The 16,420-nt window shown below is 64.3% G+C and carries 16 protein-coding genes; 6 read left to right on the top strand and 10 right to left on the bottom strand.

Annotated elements, in window-relative coordinates; translation table 11 throughout:
- Nucleotides 1–46 precede the first annotated feature (46 nt).
- The 4 genes from BHE01S_RS11870 to BHE01S_RS39805 form a co-directional block, all read right to left on the bottom strand.
- Nucleotides 47–1,075 carry a galactitol-1-phosphate 5-dehydrogenase gene (locus tag BHE01S_RS11870; RefSeq protein ID WP_042264072.1) on the bottom strand — a complete coding sequence of 343 codons (1,029 nt, stop codon included), beginning with the start codon at nucleotides 1,073–1,075 and terminating at the stop codon, nucleotides 47–49.
- Between the two features lie 102 nt (nucleotides 1,076–1,177).
- The gene (locus BHE01S_RS11865) at nucleotides 1,178–2,155 is read right to left on the bottom strand and encodes a substrate-binding domain-containing protein (RefSeq protein ID WP_042264069.1); all 978 of its coding nucleotides are present in this window, start codon (nucleotides 2,153–2,155) and stop codon (nucleotides 1,178–1,180) included.
- 58 nt (nucleotides 2,156–2,213) lie between these two features.
- Nucleotides 2,214–2,447, bottom strand: a complete 234-nt coding sequence (locus BHE01S_RS37725) for a hypothetical protein (protein WP_157025316.1) — start codon at nucleotides 2,445–2,447, stop codon at nucleotides 2,214–2,216.
- A complete protein-coding gene (locus BHE01S_RS39805; protein ID WP_157025322.1) occupies nucleotides 2,447–2,782 on the bottom strand; it encodes an Arm DNA-binding domain-containing protein in 336 nt (111 codons plus the stop codon). The genes BHE01S_RS37725 and BHE01S_RS39805 overlap by 1 nt, the downstream gene beginning before the upstream one ends.
- 206 nt (nucleotides 2,783–2,988) lie before the next feature.
- Here BHE01S_RS39805 and fusA point away from each other — a divergent pair, with 206 nt between their 5' ends.
- From fusA to BHE01S_RS11850, 3 genes are all read left to right on the top strand, one after another.
- Entirely contained in the window at nucleotides 2,989–5,043 is a 2,055-nt protein-coding gene (gene fusA / locus BHE01S_RS11860; RefSeq protein ID WP_042264067.1) for an elongation factor G, read from the top strand.
- Between the two features lie 11 nt (nucleotides 5,044–5,054).
- Nucleotides 5,055–5,720 (top strand): TetR/AcrR family transcriptional regulator, encoded by a 666-nt coding sequence (locus tag BHE01S_RS11855; protein ID WP_322787293.1) that lies wholly within the window; start codon nucleotides 5,055–5,057, stop codon nucleotides 5,718–5,720.
- A 77-nt stretch (nucleotides 5,721–5,797) separates the two neighbouring features.
- Nucleotides 5,798–6,718 (top strand): alpha/beta fold hydrolase, encoded by a 921-nt coding sequence (locus BHE01S_RS11850; protein WP_042264063.1) that lies wholly within the window; start codon nucleotides 5,798–5,800, stop codon nucleotides 6,716–6,718.
- A 27-nt stretch (nucleotides 6,719–6,745) separates the two neighbouring features.
- Here the strand turns inward: BHE01S_RS11850 and BHE01S_RS11845 are convergent, their stop codons facing one another.
- From BHE01S_RS11845 to BHE01S_RS39800, 3 genes are read right to left on the bottom strand one after another with little or no spacing between them, the layout of a single operon-like run.
- On the bottom strand, nucleotides 6,746–7,489 hold the full coding sequence (locus BHE01S_RS11845) for a response regulator (RefSeq protein ID WP_042264062.1): 744 nt from the start codon (nucleotides 7,487–7,489) through the stop codon (nucleotides 6,746–6,748).
- Complete coding sequence (locus tag BHE01S_RS38390) at nucleotides 7,452–7,616, bottom strand: hypothetical protein (RefSeq protein ID WP_167337679.1); 165 nt, start codon at nucleotides 7,614–7,616, stop codon at nucleotides 7,452–7,454. The genes BHE01S_RS11845 and BHE01S_RS38390 overlap by 38 nt, the downstream gene beginning before the upstream one ends.
- Entirely contained in the window at nucleotides 7,613–7,771 is a 159-nt protein-coding gene (locus tag BHE01S_RS39800) for a hypothetical protein (protein WP_407669499.1), read from the bottom strand. The genes BHE01S_RS38390 and BHE01S_RS39800 overlap by 4 nt, the downstream gene beginning before the upstream one ends.
- Nucleotides 7,772–7,906: 135 nt before the next feature.
- Between BHE01S_RS39800 and BHE01S_RS11840 the strand changes: the two genes are divergently transcribed.
- A complete protein-coding gene (locus tag BHE01S_RS11840) occupies nucleotides 7,907–8,272 on the top strand; it encodes a cupin domain-containing protein (protein ID WP_042264060.1) in 366 nt (121 codons plus the stop codon).
- A 46-nt stretch (nucleotides 8,273–8,318) separates the two neighbouring features.
- Here the strand turns inward: BHE01S_RS11840 and BHE01S_RS11835 are convergent, their stop codons facing one another.
- Complete coding sequence (locus BHE01S_RS11835; protein WP_042264058.1) at nucleotides 8,319–9,635, bottom strand: ATP-binding protein; 1,317 nt, start codon at nucleotides 9,633–9,635, stop codon at nucleotides 8,319–8,321.
- A 932-nt stretch (nucleotides 9,636–10,567) separates the two neighbouring features.
- On the opposite strand from BHE01S_RS11835, the gene BHE01S_RS11830 reads away from it, so the two are divergent.
- Complete coding sequence (locus BHE01S_RS11830) at nucleotides 10,568–12,493, top strand: hypothetical protein (protein ID WP_042264056.1); 1,926 nt, start codon at nucleotides 10,568–10,570, stop codon at nucleotides 12,491–12,493.
- Between the two features lie 182 nt (nucleotides 12,494–12,675).
- On the top strand, nucleotides 12,676–13,113 hold the full coding sequence (locus tag BHE01S_RS11825; RefSeq protein WP_042264165.1) for a hypothetical protein: 438 nt from the start codon (nucleotides 12,676–12,678) through the stop codon (nucleotides 13,111–13,113).
- A gap of 5 nt (nucleotides 13,114–13,118) precedes the next feature.
- On the opposite strand, the gene BHE01S_RS11820 is transcribed toward BHE01S_RS11825, so the two are convergent.
- A complete protein-coding gene (locus BHE01S_RS11820) occupies nucleotides 13,119–14,480 on the bottom strand; it encodes a sigma-54-dependent transcriptional regulator (RefSeq protein ID WP_042264054.1) in 1,362 nt (453 codons plus the stop codon).
- Nucleotides 14,470–16,335: an ATP-binding protein gene (locus tag BHE01S_RS11815; protein WP_042264052.1), complete on the bottom strand. Its 1,866-nt coding sequence runs from the start codon at nucleotides 16,333–16,335 to the stop codon at nucleotides 14,470–14,472. The genes BHE01S_RS11820 and BHE01S_RS11815 overlap by 11 nt, the downstream gene beginning before the upstream one ends.
- Between the last annotated feature and the right edge of the window lie 85 nt (nucleotides 16,336–16,420).

Here is a 16,420-nt window from a genome sequence, read left to right as displayed (position 1 = left end):
CGGTCACACCGTTGGCGCCGCTTATGCGCGGTTTGTCATTGGCATATTACGCAGGAGTGCGGGATGGACGGAACACAACTTTCGCCGCGCCCTTCTTTTCGGCGAAATGCTGGAACATTTCGGGCAGCGATTCGAGCGGCAGGTCGTGGGTAATCATGAAGTCCCAGCGCAGCGAGCCGTCGTTGAGCTTGTCGATCGCGGCACGCCATTCGTCGCCGGGGAACGGGGCCGAGAACGAATTCCACGCCCCATGCAGCGACACTTCCTGACGCAGCAGATGCGAGAACGTCTTCATTGTCACGGACACATCCGCGGTCGGAATGCCGATGAACACCACATGGCCGCCGGCCACCGCAAGCTGCACCGACTGGTTGATCGACGACGGATGACCGGCCGCCTCGATGATGAGATGGCAGCGCGGCAATGCGCCGTCGGGCTGGCCGCTCAGGAGCGTGTGCGTCGCGCCCGCCGTGCGCGCCATTTCGAGCTTCTCTTCGGAGATGTCGATGGCGACGATGTCCTTCGCGCCCATCAGCTTCATCCACTGAATCGCGAACAGGCCGATCGGGCCGCAACCGACCACGGCGCCCGTTTGACCCGCGCGGAACTCCGCTTGCCAGATCGCGTGGATCGCGATGGCGGCGGGATCGACCAGCGACGCAGCGGTCGGGTCCATGCCTTGCGGCACTTTCACGAGATTGGTGAGCGGCACGCTCACGAACTCCGCATAAGCGCCGTCGCGGCGGCTGCCGAAGTAATCGTAATCGAGACAACGCGACGGATGCCCGCGCAGGCATTGATCGCATTTCAGACACGGAATGAGCGGCGGCACCGTGACCAGATCGCCCACGGCCAGCGCGCTCACGCCCGCGCCCAGCGCCTCGACGAAACCCGAGAATTCGTGGCCGCAGATGAGCGGCATGACGTGCGCGCCCTTGCTCAACATGCGCGGGATGTCCGACCCGCAAACGCCGCACGCCGCCACGCGCACCAGAGCGTGACCTTCACGCGCGACGGGTTTTTCCACTTCTTCAATCCGGATATCGCCGGGTCGATGCATGACTGCTGCTCGCACGATGGTTTCCTTGCGCTTTGACTGGAAAGGGAGCCGCGAAGCCGGTTTCGAGGCGTTCCGGCTCGCGGGTAACGTGCCGCGCGAGGCGCGGCCGACGCGATTTCAGTAGACCTTCGGGCGGTATTCGCCGAACAGGCCGCTGTGGTTGATCTGCTTCACGTTTGCCTTGGTCACGACCTGCGTGCCGGCGTCGACGAACGCCGGCACCTTCTTGCCCGCCACGACCTGGCGCGCCGTCTGGATCGTGATGTCGCCCAGATAACGCGGATCGTTCAGCGACGTCGCCACATACTGGTTGCCGTTCCCGATCGCGTTGAGCGCTTCCGAAAGGCCGTCCACGCCCGCGACCAGCACGTCCTTGCGATTGCCTTCCTGAAGCACCTGCATCGCGCCGAGCGCCATGTCGTCGTTGTGCGCGAACACGGCCTTCATGTCGGGATTCGCCTGCAGCAAGTCCTGCATCGCCGTGACGGCATTGGCGCGGATGTACTCGCTGTACGGGCCTTCGACCACCTTGAAGCCGGTGCCCGCGAGCGCCTGATGGAAGCCCTTGCGGCGATCCATCATGACCGTGCCGCCCGCGTCGCCCTGAATTTCGACGATCTTGCCGCTCGTCACGCCCTTCGCCTTGAGCGCCGCCACGAGCGCCTTGCCGGACAGTTCGCCCATCTTCACGTTGTCGCGGCCGATGTACGCGGCAACCTGGCCGTGCACAGCACGATCGACGGTGATGACCGGCACGTTCGCGCGCTTCGCGGCGTCGAGCGACGGCGCGATGGCGTCGGGATTCACGGGATCGACGATCAGCACGTTGACCTTGCGCGTGAGCAGATCCTGGATGTCGTTGTTCTGCTTGTTCACGTCGCCATTGGCGTCGAGAAAGATCAGCTCGTCGCCGTCCGCCGCAGCAGCAGCTTGCGCGCCTTCCTTCAACTGCACGTAGAACGGCGATTGCAACGTCACCTGGCTGAAGCCGATCTTGAGCCCCTTCGCCTGCGCCGCCGACATCGCGCCGAACGCCGCAGCCGCCACGGCCAAGACGGCCACGGCCCGCCGCAGCCCCGCTTTTTCCTTGAACATGCGTTGTCTCCTGGTTTTTCGTTATTTCGCTGAGTGTTGTCTTGCCTGGCTTCTCGAATCACAAATGTGCACTCAAATCACATTTGTGATTCGAAAGATAGAAGTCCGGCACTGGCTTGTCAACGGCTATTTCTGCCAGGGAAAACGCGGAGGAGCGATGGTGCGGCGCAGCAGTTTCGACGATGCGCGTTGCTTGAACATCGGGTAAATCAGGAAGAAGCAGCGCTGTGCCGATCGGCGGGATAAGTCGGCGATGCAACGAAGGTTGTGTTGTTGCTGACACAACCGGCATCAGTGAGAGGCTTCCTGCCGTGCACGAGCCGTATGTGGGGAAACCTGCACGTACGGTTCTCGTCCCACTCCATGCCGCGCGCCTCGGGCGGGCGAACAGCCGTGTGCAGCAGTACGAACGTGCACGCGCGCGTAACCGGTCTGCCTGCGCATCGCCGGCGCGCGCACCCGGGCGTCGCGCAGCGACGTAGACGGGTACACGCCCAATCCCATTTCACGGCGCTTCCGTGTCGCAGGACTCACGTAGCGCAACGCCCACTTGCCGCCGTTGGCATTGGGGCGGATCATCAGTCCGGGTACCTGACTATCGGTGAGCGGCCCATCGTCGGGTTTCAGGTTGCGTAACGCGGTCGGTAAGCATGGGCATAGGGCATTCCCCCAAGACTTTGACCCGCCACCTGGCCCACCAGGATACCTGGCAGCAGTCGGATCAAAATGGAGCCAATCAGGCTGATCGCGTTGACAACGTCTTGATTACACAGTGGAATGACAGAAAGATGGTAGGCCGCACTGGATGAACCCGCGTAAAAAGGGGTCGACAAATGGATTACAGTCCCGAAGCCATCCGCACGATCGCTCTGGTCGGCCATGCCGGCTGCGGCAAGACCTCGCTTGCCGAAGCGCTCCTGCACCAGGGCGGCGCGCTGCATGCGCCAGGCAACGTGAATCGCGGCACCGCCCTCTGCGATTTCGATCCCCTCGAACGCAAGTACCACCACTCCCTCAATTCCGCCATCGCTCATTTCGACCACGAGGACACGCGCATTTACCTGCTCGACACACCCGGCTACCCCGACTTCGCCGGCATGTCGATGAGCGCGCTGCCCGCGGTGGAAACGGCGGCCATCGTCATCAACGCGCGCACCGGCATCGAGATGACGACGACCCGCATGATGATGTATGCGCAGCAGCGCAAGCTGTGCAGGATGATCATCGTGAACGGCATTGACGCGGAAAAGGTCGATTTGCCGGGACTGCTCGAGCAGATCCAGGAGACCTTCGGCAAGACCTGCCTGCCGATCAATCTGCCTGCGCAGGGTGGCCGCGAAGTGGTGGACTGCTTTTTCAATCCAGCTGGCGAGGCCGATTTTTATTCGGTGGAGGCCGCGCACAACGCGCTCGTGGACCAGGTGATCGAACTCGATCCCGAGTTGATGGAGTTGTACCTCGAACAAGGCGAAGCCATCAGCCCCGAGCAACTGCACGCACCGTTCGAACGCGCGTTGCGCGAAGGGCATCTCGTGCCGGTGTGCTTCACGTCCACGGCGACGGGTGCAGGCATCGCGCAACTGCTCGAGGTGTTCGTGAAGCTCCTGCCCAATGTCACCGAGGGCAATCCGCCGCTGTTCTACCGCGAGCTGGACGGCAAGGAAGGTAAGGAGCCCGTGCACGCCGAGCCGGATGCCGACAAGCACGTGCTCGCGCATGTGTTCAAGATCGTGATGGACCCGTATATCGGCAAGGTGGCCGTGTTTCGCATTCATCAGGGCACGGTGACGCGCGACAGTCAGCTTTATATCGGCAACGCGCGGCAGCCGTTCAAGGTGGCGCATCTGCTGATGCTGCAGGGCAAGGAGCATACGGAGGTGCAGCGAGCGGGGCCCGGCAATATCTGCGCGGTGGCGAAGGCCGACGACATCGGCTTCGACGCCGTGCTGCACGACGCGCCCGAGGACGGCAACATCCACCTCACGCCGCCCGCGTTTCCTAATCCGATTTACGGTCTCGCTATCGAGCCGGCGCGGCCTGGCAACGAACAACGCGTGTGGGAAGTGCTGCAAAAGCTCGCGGCGGAAGATCCCTGCCTGCAGATCGATCACCCCGAAGGCACTAACGAAACCGTTGTCCGTGGGCTGGGCGAACTGCACTTGCGCTATATGCTGGAGCGACTCACCGATCAGTACAAGCTCGAAGTCGTGACGCGGCCGCCTACGATTGCGTGGCGCGAGACGATAGGCGGCAAAGCCGAGGGCCATTGCCGTCACAAAAAGCAGACGGGCGGCGCGGGCCAGTTCGGCGAAGTCATGTTGCGCGTCGAGCCGTTGCCGCGCGGTGCGGGATTCGAATTCGTGGATGCCGTGAAAGGCGGCGCGATTCCTTCGCAGTTCATGCCTGCGGTGGAAAAGGGCATCTTGCAGGTGATCGACAGCGGGCCGCTCGCGGGCTTTCCCATGCAGGACGTGCGCGTGATCGTGTACGACGGCAAGCACCATCCGGTCGATTCCAAGGAAGTGGCGTTCGTTACCGCGGGGCGCAAGGCGTTTATCGATGCGGTTTTGAAGGCTCAGCCTATCGTGCTCGAACCGATTGTCGATATCGAAGTGATGACGCCCGAAGCCGCGATGGGCGACATCATCGGCGATCTTTCTTCGCGGCGCGGGCAGGTGCATGGCACGCGCACGATGGGCGGGCAGGCCATGGTCATTGCGGGAAAGGTGCCGCTAGCCGAACTCAACGATTATCAGTCGCGGTTGAATTCGCTCGCGGGCGGGCATGGGAATTACAGCATTCAGCTAAGCCATTATGATCCGGTGCCGCCGACGCACCAGGAAAGGCTCGCGGCGCAGCATAAGGGGCGGGGGGAGAGTGTGGAGTGAGGGTGTTTGAAATGGGGCTGTTGATTAGGAAACGAACATTTCCTATAATCCCCCCCATGACATCCGAGTCCCCGTCCCAACCCGTGGCCCGCAGCCCCGGCCGCCCACGCGAATTCGACATGCAAACCGTCGTGGACGGCGCCGAGCGCGTATTCCGCGAGCGCGGCTACCACGCTACTTCCGTAGGCGACCTCAGCGAAGCAACGGGGCTGACCGCAGGCAGCCTCTACAAAGCGTTCGGCGACAAGCGCGGTGTTTTTCTCGCCGCGTTCGATCACTACGTCACCACGCGCAACGCCGAATTGCGCCACCGACTCGACAAGCAGTCCAAAGCAAGCGAGAAGATCCGCGTAATCCTCCTCTTCTACGCCGAATCGTCCCATGGCACCGAGGGCCGGCGCGGGTGCCTCGTCGTATCGAGCGCAACGGCGCTCGCCACTTTCGACGACGAAATCGCCACGCGCATCGAAACCACGATGCGGCGCACCGAAGAGATGCTGCGCGAACTTCTCCAGCAAGGCCAGAAAGACGGTTCGGTTGCCCCGCAAATCCACGTCCCGGCCATGGCGCGCACGTTGCTCGCCCTGCTCCACGGTTTTCGTTTGATCGGCAAATCCGGCCGCACGCAGCGCGACATGCTGGCCGCCGCTGAAGAAGCCATGCGTTTGCTGCGTTGAAATTTTTTTGGCCAATTTGGAAATGATTATTTCCAATCTATGCCGATATTCCTCTGCACCCACAGGAGCTTAAAGTCATGAACAGGGCCCCACACATCATCGACCACGGTCCAGTCTCGCTGGCCGACCCCATCCTGCCCGGTTTCACGCATCGCTTCGCGACCATCGAAGGCATACGACTCCACTACGTAATCGGAGGAAATAAGGATGGCGAAACAGTCGTTCTGCTGGCCGGCTATCCGGAAAGCTGGTTCGCGTGGCGCAAGGTCATGCCGCTCCTTGCCGCGCGATACCGTGTGATCGCGCCCGACCTGCCGGGCCAGGGCGATTCGGATCGCCCGCAAGGCGGCTACGACACGCAGTCGCTTGCCACTTCGCTGCATGCATTGCTGGAAAAGCTCGAAGTACGCCGCTACCGCCTGGCCGCCCACGACGTCGGCGCATGGGTCGCTTACCCTTATGCGGCGCTATTCGGCGACGAAGTGTCGAAGCTCGCGTTGCTCGACGCCGGCATTCCGGGCATCACGCTACCGGAAGCGCTGCCCGTCGCGCCCGAGCGCGCGTGGCGCACCTGGCACTTCGCCTTCCATGCGGTTCCCGATCTGCCGGAGTTGCTGATAGCGGGCAAGGAGCGCGCGTATCTGGAGTGGTTTTTGCGCCGCAAGACGGCAAATCCGCAAACCTTCGCGGATGCCGATATCGACGAATATCTGCGCGTATTCACCAGGGAAGGCGGATTGCGCGCGGGGCTGGCCTACTATCGCGCGGCCGATGTTTCGGCGCGCCAGAATCGTGAGTTGAGCACGCGCGGGAAATTGCGAATGCCCATTCTCGCGCTGAGCGCCGATCAGGGCTCGATTGCGGACATGGCGGGTCCGCTGCGCGACTACGCCGATGAAGTGCGAGGCGCGACGATCGCCTGGTGCGGTCACTTCCTGCCGGAGGAGCAGCCCGCAGCCGTGGCCGAAGAACTGCTGCGCTTCTTCGGCCAACCCTGACGCGGGCCGCCCTGACCCGGACCGGCGTTACTCCGGCGCCTCGACCGTGGTCACCGCCGAGGAAAACACATACCCCTCGCTGCGCAGCGTCTTGATGTAACGCGGCTCGCGCGCCTCGTCACGCAGGCGCTGGCGCAGCCGGCTCACGAGCAGGTCGATCGAGCGGTCGAACGCGTCGGCCTGGCGGCCCTGCGTGAGGCTCAGCAGCTGGTCGCGCGTGAGCACGCGCTGCGGATGGTCGAGAAATACACGCAACAGCCGGTATTCCGCGCCGCTCAACGCGACGATCGTCCCCTCGGCGTCGAGCAGGTGCCGCGCGGTGGTGTCGAGCCGCCAGTCGCCGAACGCGAGCAGTTGTGCCGACTCGCTCACTTCCATGCCCGGTGGCAGCATGCGTGTGCGGCGCAGCACCGAGCGGATACGCGCGAACAGTTCGCGCACGGCGAAGGGCTTGGGCAGGTAGTCGTCGGCGCCCATTTCGAGGCCCACGATGCGATCCGTCTCCTCGTTGCGCGCGGTGAGCATCACCACGGGCACGGCGCGGAATTTGCCCGCGCGCAGTTCGCGGCACAGCACGAGCCCGTCGTCGCCGGGCATCATGAGGTCGAGCACGATCAGGTCGGGCGCACCGCCCTCCAGAACCGAGCGCATTTCGCGGCCGTTCGCGGCCAGCGACACGCGCATGCCGTTCTTCTCGAGGTAGGCTCCGACCAACTCACGTATGCCGCGATCGTCATCGACGATCAGAACGTGATCCATCTTCTCCGTCATTGGTGTTTTTCTCCTTGCGCGCGAGGCGTGAACGGGTTTCCGCGATGCACGAACAGTACACCGGATGCACAATCTCCGCAGCCAGGCCACTCGCCGCGAAGAACAGCATGGCGAGCAGGCGTTTCACGCGTCCTCCGCTACGGAAAGGCTGGCACCGTCGGCAACCGGCGCTTCGAGCGCGCAGACGTCCACGCCCTCCAGGCAGCCGGGATCGACTTCGAACGGTATCGCACCGCAATGACCGGAAGCCTTCCAGCTGGCCGTGCTTGTCGACGTGCTCATTTTGCTCTCCGTTCGATTGATCTGGCAGGGCGATGGATAGCGCGCCACCCGCCGCGTACAACCTGGAACCGCCCGGCCCGATTCGGGACGACAATGTACGCGCGAAGCGAGCGAGAACGGCTCCAGGAGGTCCCCATGAAATGTCTGCGCATCTACGCCGACGCCCAGGGCGAGTCCCATTTCGAGGACATCGATATCCCGCTTACGCCGCTCGAGCTTTTCCCCAATATCCCGCCCATCTATCTTTCGACGTGGGAGCAGGCGAAGGCGGTGCGCTTTGGCTGGGTGCCGGCGGGCCTCAAGGAGGCAGACTGGCACACCACGCCGGTTCGTCAGTTCGTGATCTGGATGACCGGCTGGGTCGAGTTCGAAACGAGCGACGGCGACACGCGCCACTGCGAGCCGGGCACGGTCGTGCTGTGCGAAGACACCGTGGGCAAAGGCCATCGCTCGCGCCATCCCGACGAAGGCCAATTCAACGTGTTCATTCCGCTCGCTTGAGCAAAAGCTCGCCTCGCACGACCCGGCGCTCGTGGCGCGCTGCCCATCATGCATCCGCGACGACCAGCACGAGCCGCCCTTCCAGTCCGCCTTCGGGCCGGTTGCGCAGCGTGAGCTCCGCGCCCATCGCCACGGCAAGCTGGCGCGAGATCGCGAGGCCGAGGCCCGTGCCGCCCGTGCCCCGGTTGCGCGAGGTCTCGAGCCGGTAGAACGGCTCGAACACTTTTCCGAGCGCATCCTCGGGAATGCCGGGGCCGCTGTCGAGCACCGAGATCGTGACGGTCTTGTCCCGCGGCGACTCGCTCACCTCGATGGCCGCCGTGCGCCCATACTTCAGCGCGTTATCCACGAGATTGCCGACAATGCGGCGCAGCGCCTGCACGCGCGTGACGATCGCCACGTTCAGGCGGCGCTCGAAGGTGACGGGCGAGCCCGCATCCACGTAATCGCACACGAGGCTGTCGAGCAGCGCGTCGAGGTCGACGCGGGCGGGCGCTTCGCCGGTGCCGTGCAGCGTGCGCGCGTAGGCCACGCCCTCCTTCACCAGTTGCTCCATCTCGTGCAGGTCCTGCGCGAGCTTGTCCGCTTGCGCTTCGTCGTCCATCTGGTCCACGCGCAGCCGCATGCGCGTGATCGGCGTCTGCAGATCGTGGGAGATGGCCGCGAGTATCTGCATGCGCTCCGCCACGTGCGCCGAGATGCGCTGCTGCATTGCGTTGAACGCACGCGCCGCGCGCGCCACTTCGGAAGGCCCGTCTTCCTCGAGGCGCTCCGCCTTCAGGTCCGGACCGAGCGCGTCGGCCACGCGCGCGAGTTCGTGCAGCGGCCGCGTGGCAGTGCGCACCGCGAACCAGCAGCACGCCGCCAGCACGAACAGCTGGGCGATGAGCACGGCCGGCAGCCAGCCCGACAGGGGCAGCGCGGGACCCGGGCGGTAATCGATGGTGAGCGGCGAGCCGTCCGAAAGCCGCAGGTGGATTTGCAGACGCTCGCCCTTGCCGGGCACCGAATTGGCCGTGAGCGCGTACTTCTCGCCGAGGCCCGCCGCGATGGCCGCGGCCACGCTCTTCGAGCGGCTCGCGTCGGGCGGCTCACCGGGCGTGCCGGGACCGAGGATGAAGCTGTAGGTGCGCCGCGCGAGCTGCGGCAGCCACGCCGCGCGCTCGGCGGAGGGCAGATGGTCGAGCAGCGCCACGGAAATGGCGACCTCGCGCGCGATGTAATTGGTCATCATGCTCGCGGTGGCGTCGTTACGCTCGGTCATCGTGAGCTTGAACGACAGCCCCTGCGCGAGCGCGAGGCCGACGCAAAGGATCAGGGCGAGGCGCGCGAACAGCGTGCGCGGCCAGTGCAGGGCGCTCATGGCGGCGCCATCCGCGAAACCACCGGTGCGCGGCGGCGGACCGCAAATCCTTCGGCGTGCATGTTCGGACTCCGTGTGCAGGGAATGAAGGGTTTATACCGCATGCCGCGAGAGGCTTTGTATCTCACTGTATCGGCTTGGGCGCGGGACACAATACATTGCAGGCGGGTTCGTTTCAGCCCGTCCTTTCACGTCTGGGGCTTGCGCTGCGGTGCAGCATCAGCCATGTCTGCCGTATCGTGCCCATTCCTGTTCCTGGCACCACGAAGCTTTTACGGCTCGATTCGCGTGCCCCAATCCCACCATTAGAGTCAATTAACGTCCGACCCGAATAAATCAGAAAGGGATTTAAAAGGGAAATATAGAATAAAGAATAAATTACATCCGCCCACTTCAGCCCATCCGGAAACTGCCGATATAGCGGGCAATAGCAGGTGAAACACGCAATCCATGCAGTAAGCATTACCTTCTGCATTTGAGGTAATTCATACCTTGCTATTGGCGGAAATTGACTAAGTTTCGGTAATTGAAACTCGAGGCAATTCGTGTGACATTTTGTTACGTCTGATTTTCACATGCCAGGGGGAATTATCGGTAACATCCGCCGCGCGTCTGACTTCAAGCAGTGACTTCGTAATCTTCGTCCGAAAAAATTGCGCACGTCTCCCCTCCTTCAGGGATCCAGCGCAGGGCCGAAATACCCGACGGGGCAGCCGTAGCGAGGGGGCAATATTTACCCGCGCGAAAGCAAAAGGACAGATACGCACGTTCGCGCAATAGCGCGAGCAGCGCGGCGCACGTAGCGGGCGCAGGGCTCCGCGAGCCGTTGTGCAGCGTCCGTTAAATCTCATTCTTCAGACCTTAGCCAGCATCTGAGCGCGCATTACGCGCCGTCGCCGGCTGGGCGTCGTTTTGTCCATTTTTTTCGATCGATGAGACTCTTCTATCTTTTGCTGTCGTCGTCGCTCTTCCTCGCGGCGTGCGGCGGTGGCGGTTCCGGAAGCTCCGGGACGGATGCGACCAATGCCTCGGGCACGGCACAAAGCGCGAGTGACGCGACCGCCGCGGACGCCGCCGCGAACGCGGCCACCAGCACGCGCGGCACGCTGCACTGCGGCTCCGCCGTGAAATCGGGCGCAAGCTCCAGCAGCGAACTGGTGAGCGCCGATACGCCGACCACACAAAGCGGCCGTATCTTCGCCTCGGGTACGGCGTTTCCCCTCGCGTTCACCACCAACGCGCCCGCGGCCGACATGCTGAACTGGTCGATCACCGACCACGTCGGCAAGGTGGTCACGAGCGGCAGCCTGCGCGTGACGGCAGGACCGGTGACGACCACGCTGAGCTGCACGTCGACGCTCGCAGGCTACTTCGCCGTGAGCGCGAAGCTCGCCGCTGCCGGCGGTCAGCTCCCGGAACTGGGCACCCGCCCCGCCGGTACGGCGACCTTCGGCGTGCTGCCCAATCTGGCCGGCATCGTGCCGACGGTGACGTATCCGCATCAGGACTTGCACCGTTTCGGCATGCAAGGCGAAGACGACAACACGTCCGTGCTCTCCTCGCTCGGCATCTCGTGGACCTATGACCACCGCGAGTTGTACAACATGGAGCCGGGCGGCCCCAACACCTTCAATCCGAACGCGAACAACCTCGACCCGTTCTACACCGCGGGCAACGTGATGCGCCTCGTGCGTCTGGACGGTATTCCCGCCTGGGCGAGCCCGACGGGCGCGTTCGAGGACGAATCGCTCCCGCCTGCCGATCTCGGCTACTACCAGAACTACATGGCCCGCATCGGGACGGAATCGAACCTCATTCGGACGACTTACTTTCCGAAGCAGGCGGCCAACTACTACCAGCTGACGTGGGAACCGGATGCCCAATGGCAAGGCACGAACACGCAGTTCGTGCAGCTCTACCAAGCCGTCTATCAGGGCATCCATTCGACCGATCCTCACGCAGTCGTAATGGGACCGACCGATACCGCGCCGTCCGGCACCGCCGACCATCTGAAGGCTCTCGCGCCGCTCGGCTACGCGCAGGACATCGACGGCGTGACGACGCACGGCTACTACGACATCAACGGCAGCTCGCCTTCGTTTCCGCCCGAGCGTCTCGACACCGATCCGGCCAACGCATCCGGCTCGCTGATGGGGCAAATGCGCGCGCTGCGCAGCGAAATGGCGGCCGACTACAAGCCGGGCATGAAGCTGTTCAGCACGGAGCTTGGCATCAGCTATGACAATGGCACGACGTACAGCGCCAGCTATCCGACTGGCAATGTCCTGTACGCACAAGGCGCACTGGTGGCGCGCAGCCATGTGATCATCCTGGGCGAAGGCGCCGATCAGAGCTGGATCTTCTATGGTGCGGACTTCCCGGGTCTCGTGGGCTACGGCACGTTCTTCGATCTCGCCGACGCGCAGGGCCAATATGGTGCGCAGAACATCAGCCCGAAGCCGGCCGCCATGGCCGTCGCGGCGATGACGCGCATTCTCGACGGCACCAACACGCTCGGCCCGGTGAAGAGCACGTCCTCGGGCGTCTACGCCTATGCGTTCCGGCAATTGAACAACGGCGCGGTCATCACGGCCCTCTGGACGCACAACAACAGCGTGTGGAGCGCGAGCGCCGGCTACAGCTCGACGTATAGCGTGGGCTACAGCCTCGCGGTGGATGCGCCCGGCACGAGCGGCACGGTCACCGTGCTCGACGAAATGGGCAATCCGACGACGAAGAGCTACAGCAACGGCAAGGTCGCGCTGAGCCTGACCGAATCGCCGGTGTATGTGATTTCGCAGAACGCAACGGTCGCGAGCACCAATGCGACGCTGCCCACGGGCTACGTGGCGAACTAATCGAACCGGGCGGCCACCTGGCCGCACGCAAGGGCTGCACCTTGAGGCGCCCGGCCCGCGGACACTGTTCCGCGGGCCGGGCGCCTCTTCCGTTTACGGCCGGCGGAGCACGCTTGCCGCGGTAAACTTGCGACGCAACGACAGAAATGAACGAAAATGCTGCGAACCCACTGGATAGAAACATGAAACGACTGTTACTCGCCGCACTCGCCGCCGCCTCGTTCGCAACCTGCGCTCACGCACAAAGCGACGCGACCGGCTCGTTCTCCACCCCCGCAGGCACGGTACAATTCGTGCGCGACGACCGCGACTTCGTGGCGGTCCTCGGCAAGGATATCTTCGACCGCTTCGACGCGAAGACGCTCGCGCATTTCGACGAAGTGGGCCACGACAACAGCACGATTACGCGCATGCTCGTGCAGACCGCCTACGGCCCGGTGCTGTATGACTTTCGCCACAATCCGCCGCTCGTGCGGCACGTGAGCGCACACATGACGATCAAGCGCGTGTTCTGGCAACCCGACGAAGTCGTCATGCAAGGCTCGGAAGGCTGGTTCCGGCTCAAAAACGGCGCGCTCACCAGGCTGCAGTCGTCGACGACCACGTACCGCACCAACTAACCCGGTTAGACATCCTTCTCGTCGCCCTGCGAGTCGCGGTCCGCGATCTTCAGCTGCCGCAGCTTGTGATAGAGCGTTTTCTTCGGCATCCCAAGCTCCTCGCTCGCCTGGGCGACGTTGCCGTGATGACGGCGCAGCGTGTTCTCGATCAGCATCCGCTCGAAATACGCCAGCTGGTCCGCCAGTGCCTCCCCTTTCACGGAAGCCGCACCTTCGGAAAGCAAGCTGTCGCCGGTCAGCCCGAGCACGAAGCGGTCGGCGACATTCTGCAGCTCGCGCACGTTGCCGGGCCATGCGTGCGTCATGAGTTCGGAGACCTGCGCAGCCGTCACGACCGGCGCCGGCATGCCGAAACGCCGTGCGCCCGCGAGCACGAAATGCTCGAACAGCAGGGGCACGTCCTCGCGCCGCTCGCGCAGCGGCGGCAATTCGATCTGCGCGACGTTCAGCCGGTACAGCAGGTCGGCGCGAAAGCCTCCTTGCGCAGACACTTCGGCGAGGTCGGCCTTCGAAGCGGCAACGATCCGGCAATCCACCGGAATCAGCTCGTTTGCGCCGAGGCGTTCGACCACGCGCTCCTGCAACACGCGCAGCATCTTGATCTGCAGCGGCATCGACATCGTTTCGATCTCGTCGAGAAAGAGCGTGCCGCCATTCGCCCATTCGATCTTGCCGACGCGCTTCTTGATCGCGCCCGTGAACGCGCCCGCCTCATGCCCGAACAGTTCGCTCTCGAACACCTGCTCGGGCAGACCACCGCAGTTCAGCGCCACGAAATGCGCATCGCGCCGCGCGCTGAAGTCGTGCAGGCTGCGTGCGATCAGTTCCTTTCCGGTACCCGTTTCGCCGGTGATCAGCACCGACACGGAGGTATCCGCCAGGCGCAGAATCTTTTTGCGGACCTCCGCCATGGCCGGCGACTTGCCAAGCACGAGCGCCTCGATCCCCTGCCAGTTGTGCAGCGACGCGCGCAGGCCCTCGACTTCGAGCGTGAGCCGCCGCTTTTCGACCGCACGCGCCACGCGGCCCGCGATCACGTCGGACGAAAACGGCTTTTCGATGAAGTCGTACGCGCCCACGCGCATCGCGCTGACCGCCGTCGAAATGTCCGCATGGCCGCTGATCAGCAACACGGGAATTTGCGGGTCGATCGCCATCACGTGATCGAGCAGTTGCAATCCGTCGATGCCCGGCATACGCACGTCCGAGACGATCACGATCGGCGCGCCCGGCGCGATGTCAGCATACGCATCGGCCGCCGACGCATACGCGCTCACCGGAAAGCCCGCCAGCGCCACCGCCTGCTCGACGCCGATGCGGACATTTTCGTCATCCTCAACGACCAGCACCCGAATCTCATCTGCCATGTTCTGTCCTTTGTGGCCCGGCTGCCGCGAATTCGATCGTGAAGCGGGCGCCGCCTTCGTCGCGATTCGTTGCGATGATTTTCGCGCCAAAGCCTTCGACGATGCGCGACGTGATTGCGAGCCCGAGCCCGAGGCCTTGCCCGCGCGGCTTGGTCGTCACGAACGGCTCGAACACGTGCGCCAGCACATCCGGCGCGATGCCGGGGCCGCTGTCTTCGATCGTGAAGCGCACGCGGCCTTGCGCGTCAGGCTCGCTCGCCTGAATCGCGATCACGCGCGTGCCCGCGTCGCGCACGGCGTCGAGCGCATTGCCGAGCAGATTGACGATCACCTGTTGCAGTTGACTCGACTCCGCATACACCGTCGTGCCCGGCGCAATCCGCACGTCGAGCCGCACCGCTTCGTCGCGGATGCGCGACTCGTAGATGAGCCGCGCATGCGCGACGGCCTCGCCAAGCGACACCGCCACGCGCTCGACTTCCGGCTTGCGCGCGAACGCCTTCAACTCGCTCGTGAGCACTGCCATGCTGTCCACGAGGCGCCCGACGCGTTCGAGATTGGCGTTCGCCTGTGCGCCCTGATTGCGCTCGAAGAAGGTACGCGCATTGTCGCAGAGCGTGCGGATCGCGACGAGCGGCTGGTTCAACTCGTGCGTGAGCCCTGCCGCCATCTGGCCGATCACGGCGAGCTTGCCGGCATGCACCACCTCCTGCTGGGTGGCGCGCAAGCGCTGCTCGGTGCGCTCGCGCTCGGCGATCTCGCGCTGCATCTGGGCGTTTGCTTCCCTTAGCGCGGCGGTGCGCTGCGCCACGGTCGTTTCCAGCTGGTCGTTCGCGCGCCGCAAGGCTTCTTGCGACCTGAGCTTTTCCACGATCACGCGGCGCCGCTGCACCGCATACAGCGCATAGAGCGCGGCGATCAGAAACACGCTCGTCACGAACGCGAACGCGAGCCGTTGCTGCCGCCGCGCGCCCGCCGTGTCGAGCAGCACCATGATCGCGTCCTGCCCTTGCGGCGCGGGGCGCGACATCACGAGAAAGCGGGCCGTGCGGCCCGCGCGGCGCAGGTCGGGAAAGATGCCGAGCCACGCGTTGTCATTCCAGTCGCCCACGCGCCGGTATGGGAGCGCCTCGACGATGCGGCCCGCGTATTGGCGCGACGCCTGGATACCGCGCTGTTGCGGCTCGGTCATCGCACGCATGGCCGTGAATTTCCATTCGGGCTGGGTCGAGATCACGATGACGCCGTTGCTGTCGACGACGATCGCCGCCTCGCCGGGCGTACGCCACGCGGATTCGAGCGCGTCGACGCTGACCTTCACGGCTGCAGCGCCGATTGCCGTGTCGCCATCGTGGATCGCATTCGCGAAATACAGCCCCGGAACGCCGGTGTTCGTGCCGATGCCGAAGAAGCGGCCGCGGCCCTGTGCGAGCGCGTCCTTGAAGTACGGGCGGTACGACACGTTGGTGCCGACGAAGCTGACCGGCTGGTTCCAGTTGCTCGCGGCCACCACCGTGCCGTGCGCGTCGATCACGTCCACCGCGCCGCTGCCGACGTCGCGGTTGACGGCTTCGAGGTACGTATCGACTGCGCGCAACATGCCATGCGCTTCATCGGGCGAAGCCTTGAGCAACGCACGCACGCTGTCCTGCCGCGCCACCAGCGCCGGGACCATCTCGAAGCGTCCCAGCTCGCTTTTCAGGCTTGCCGAGTAGAGATCGAGCCGATGTTCGCCGAGGTCGGCCAACGCGTCGATCGCGCGGTTCCATGCGAACTCCACCGCGGCGGCGGCCGCACCGACATACAGTACGGCCGCCGCCGCCCATCCCCACCATGGAATGCCCTTGTAACGCATCTGCACGTTCGCCCTCGTCGATTGGCTGCCGCCGGAAGGCGGGTTCAGCGGATACCGCGCGCCGGACGCACCGGCACTGCCATCG

The sequence above is a fragment of the Paraburkholderia heleia NBRC 101817 genome, from assembly GCF_000739775.1.
In the GTDB taxonomy this organism is placed as follows: Bacteria; Pseudomonadota; Gammaproteobacteria; order Burkholderiales; family Burkholderiaceae; genus Paraburkholderia; species Paraburkholderia heleia.
This window is presented reverse-complemented; position numbering and strand designations above follow the sequence as displayed.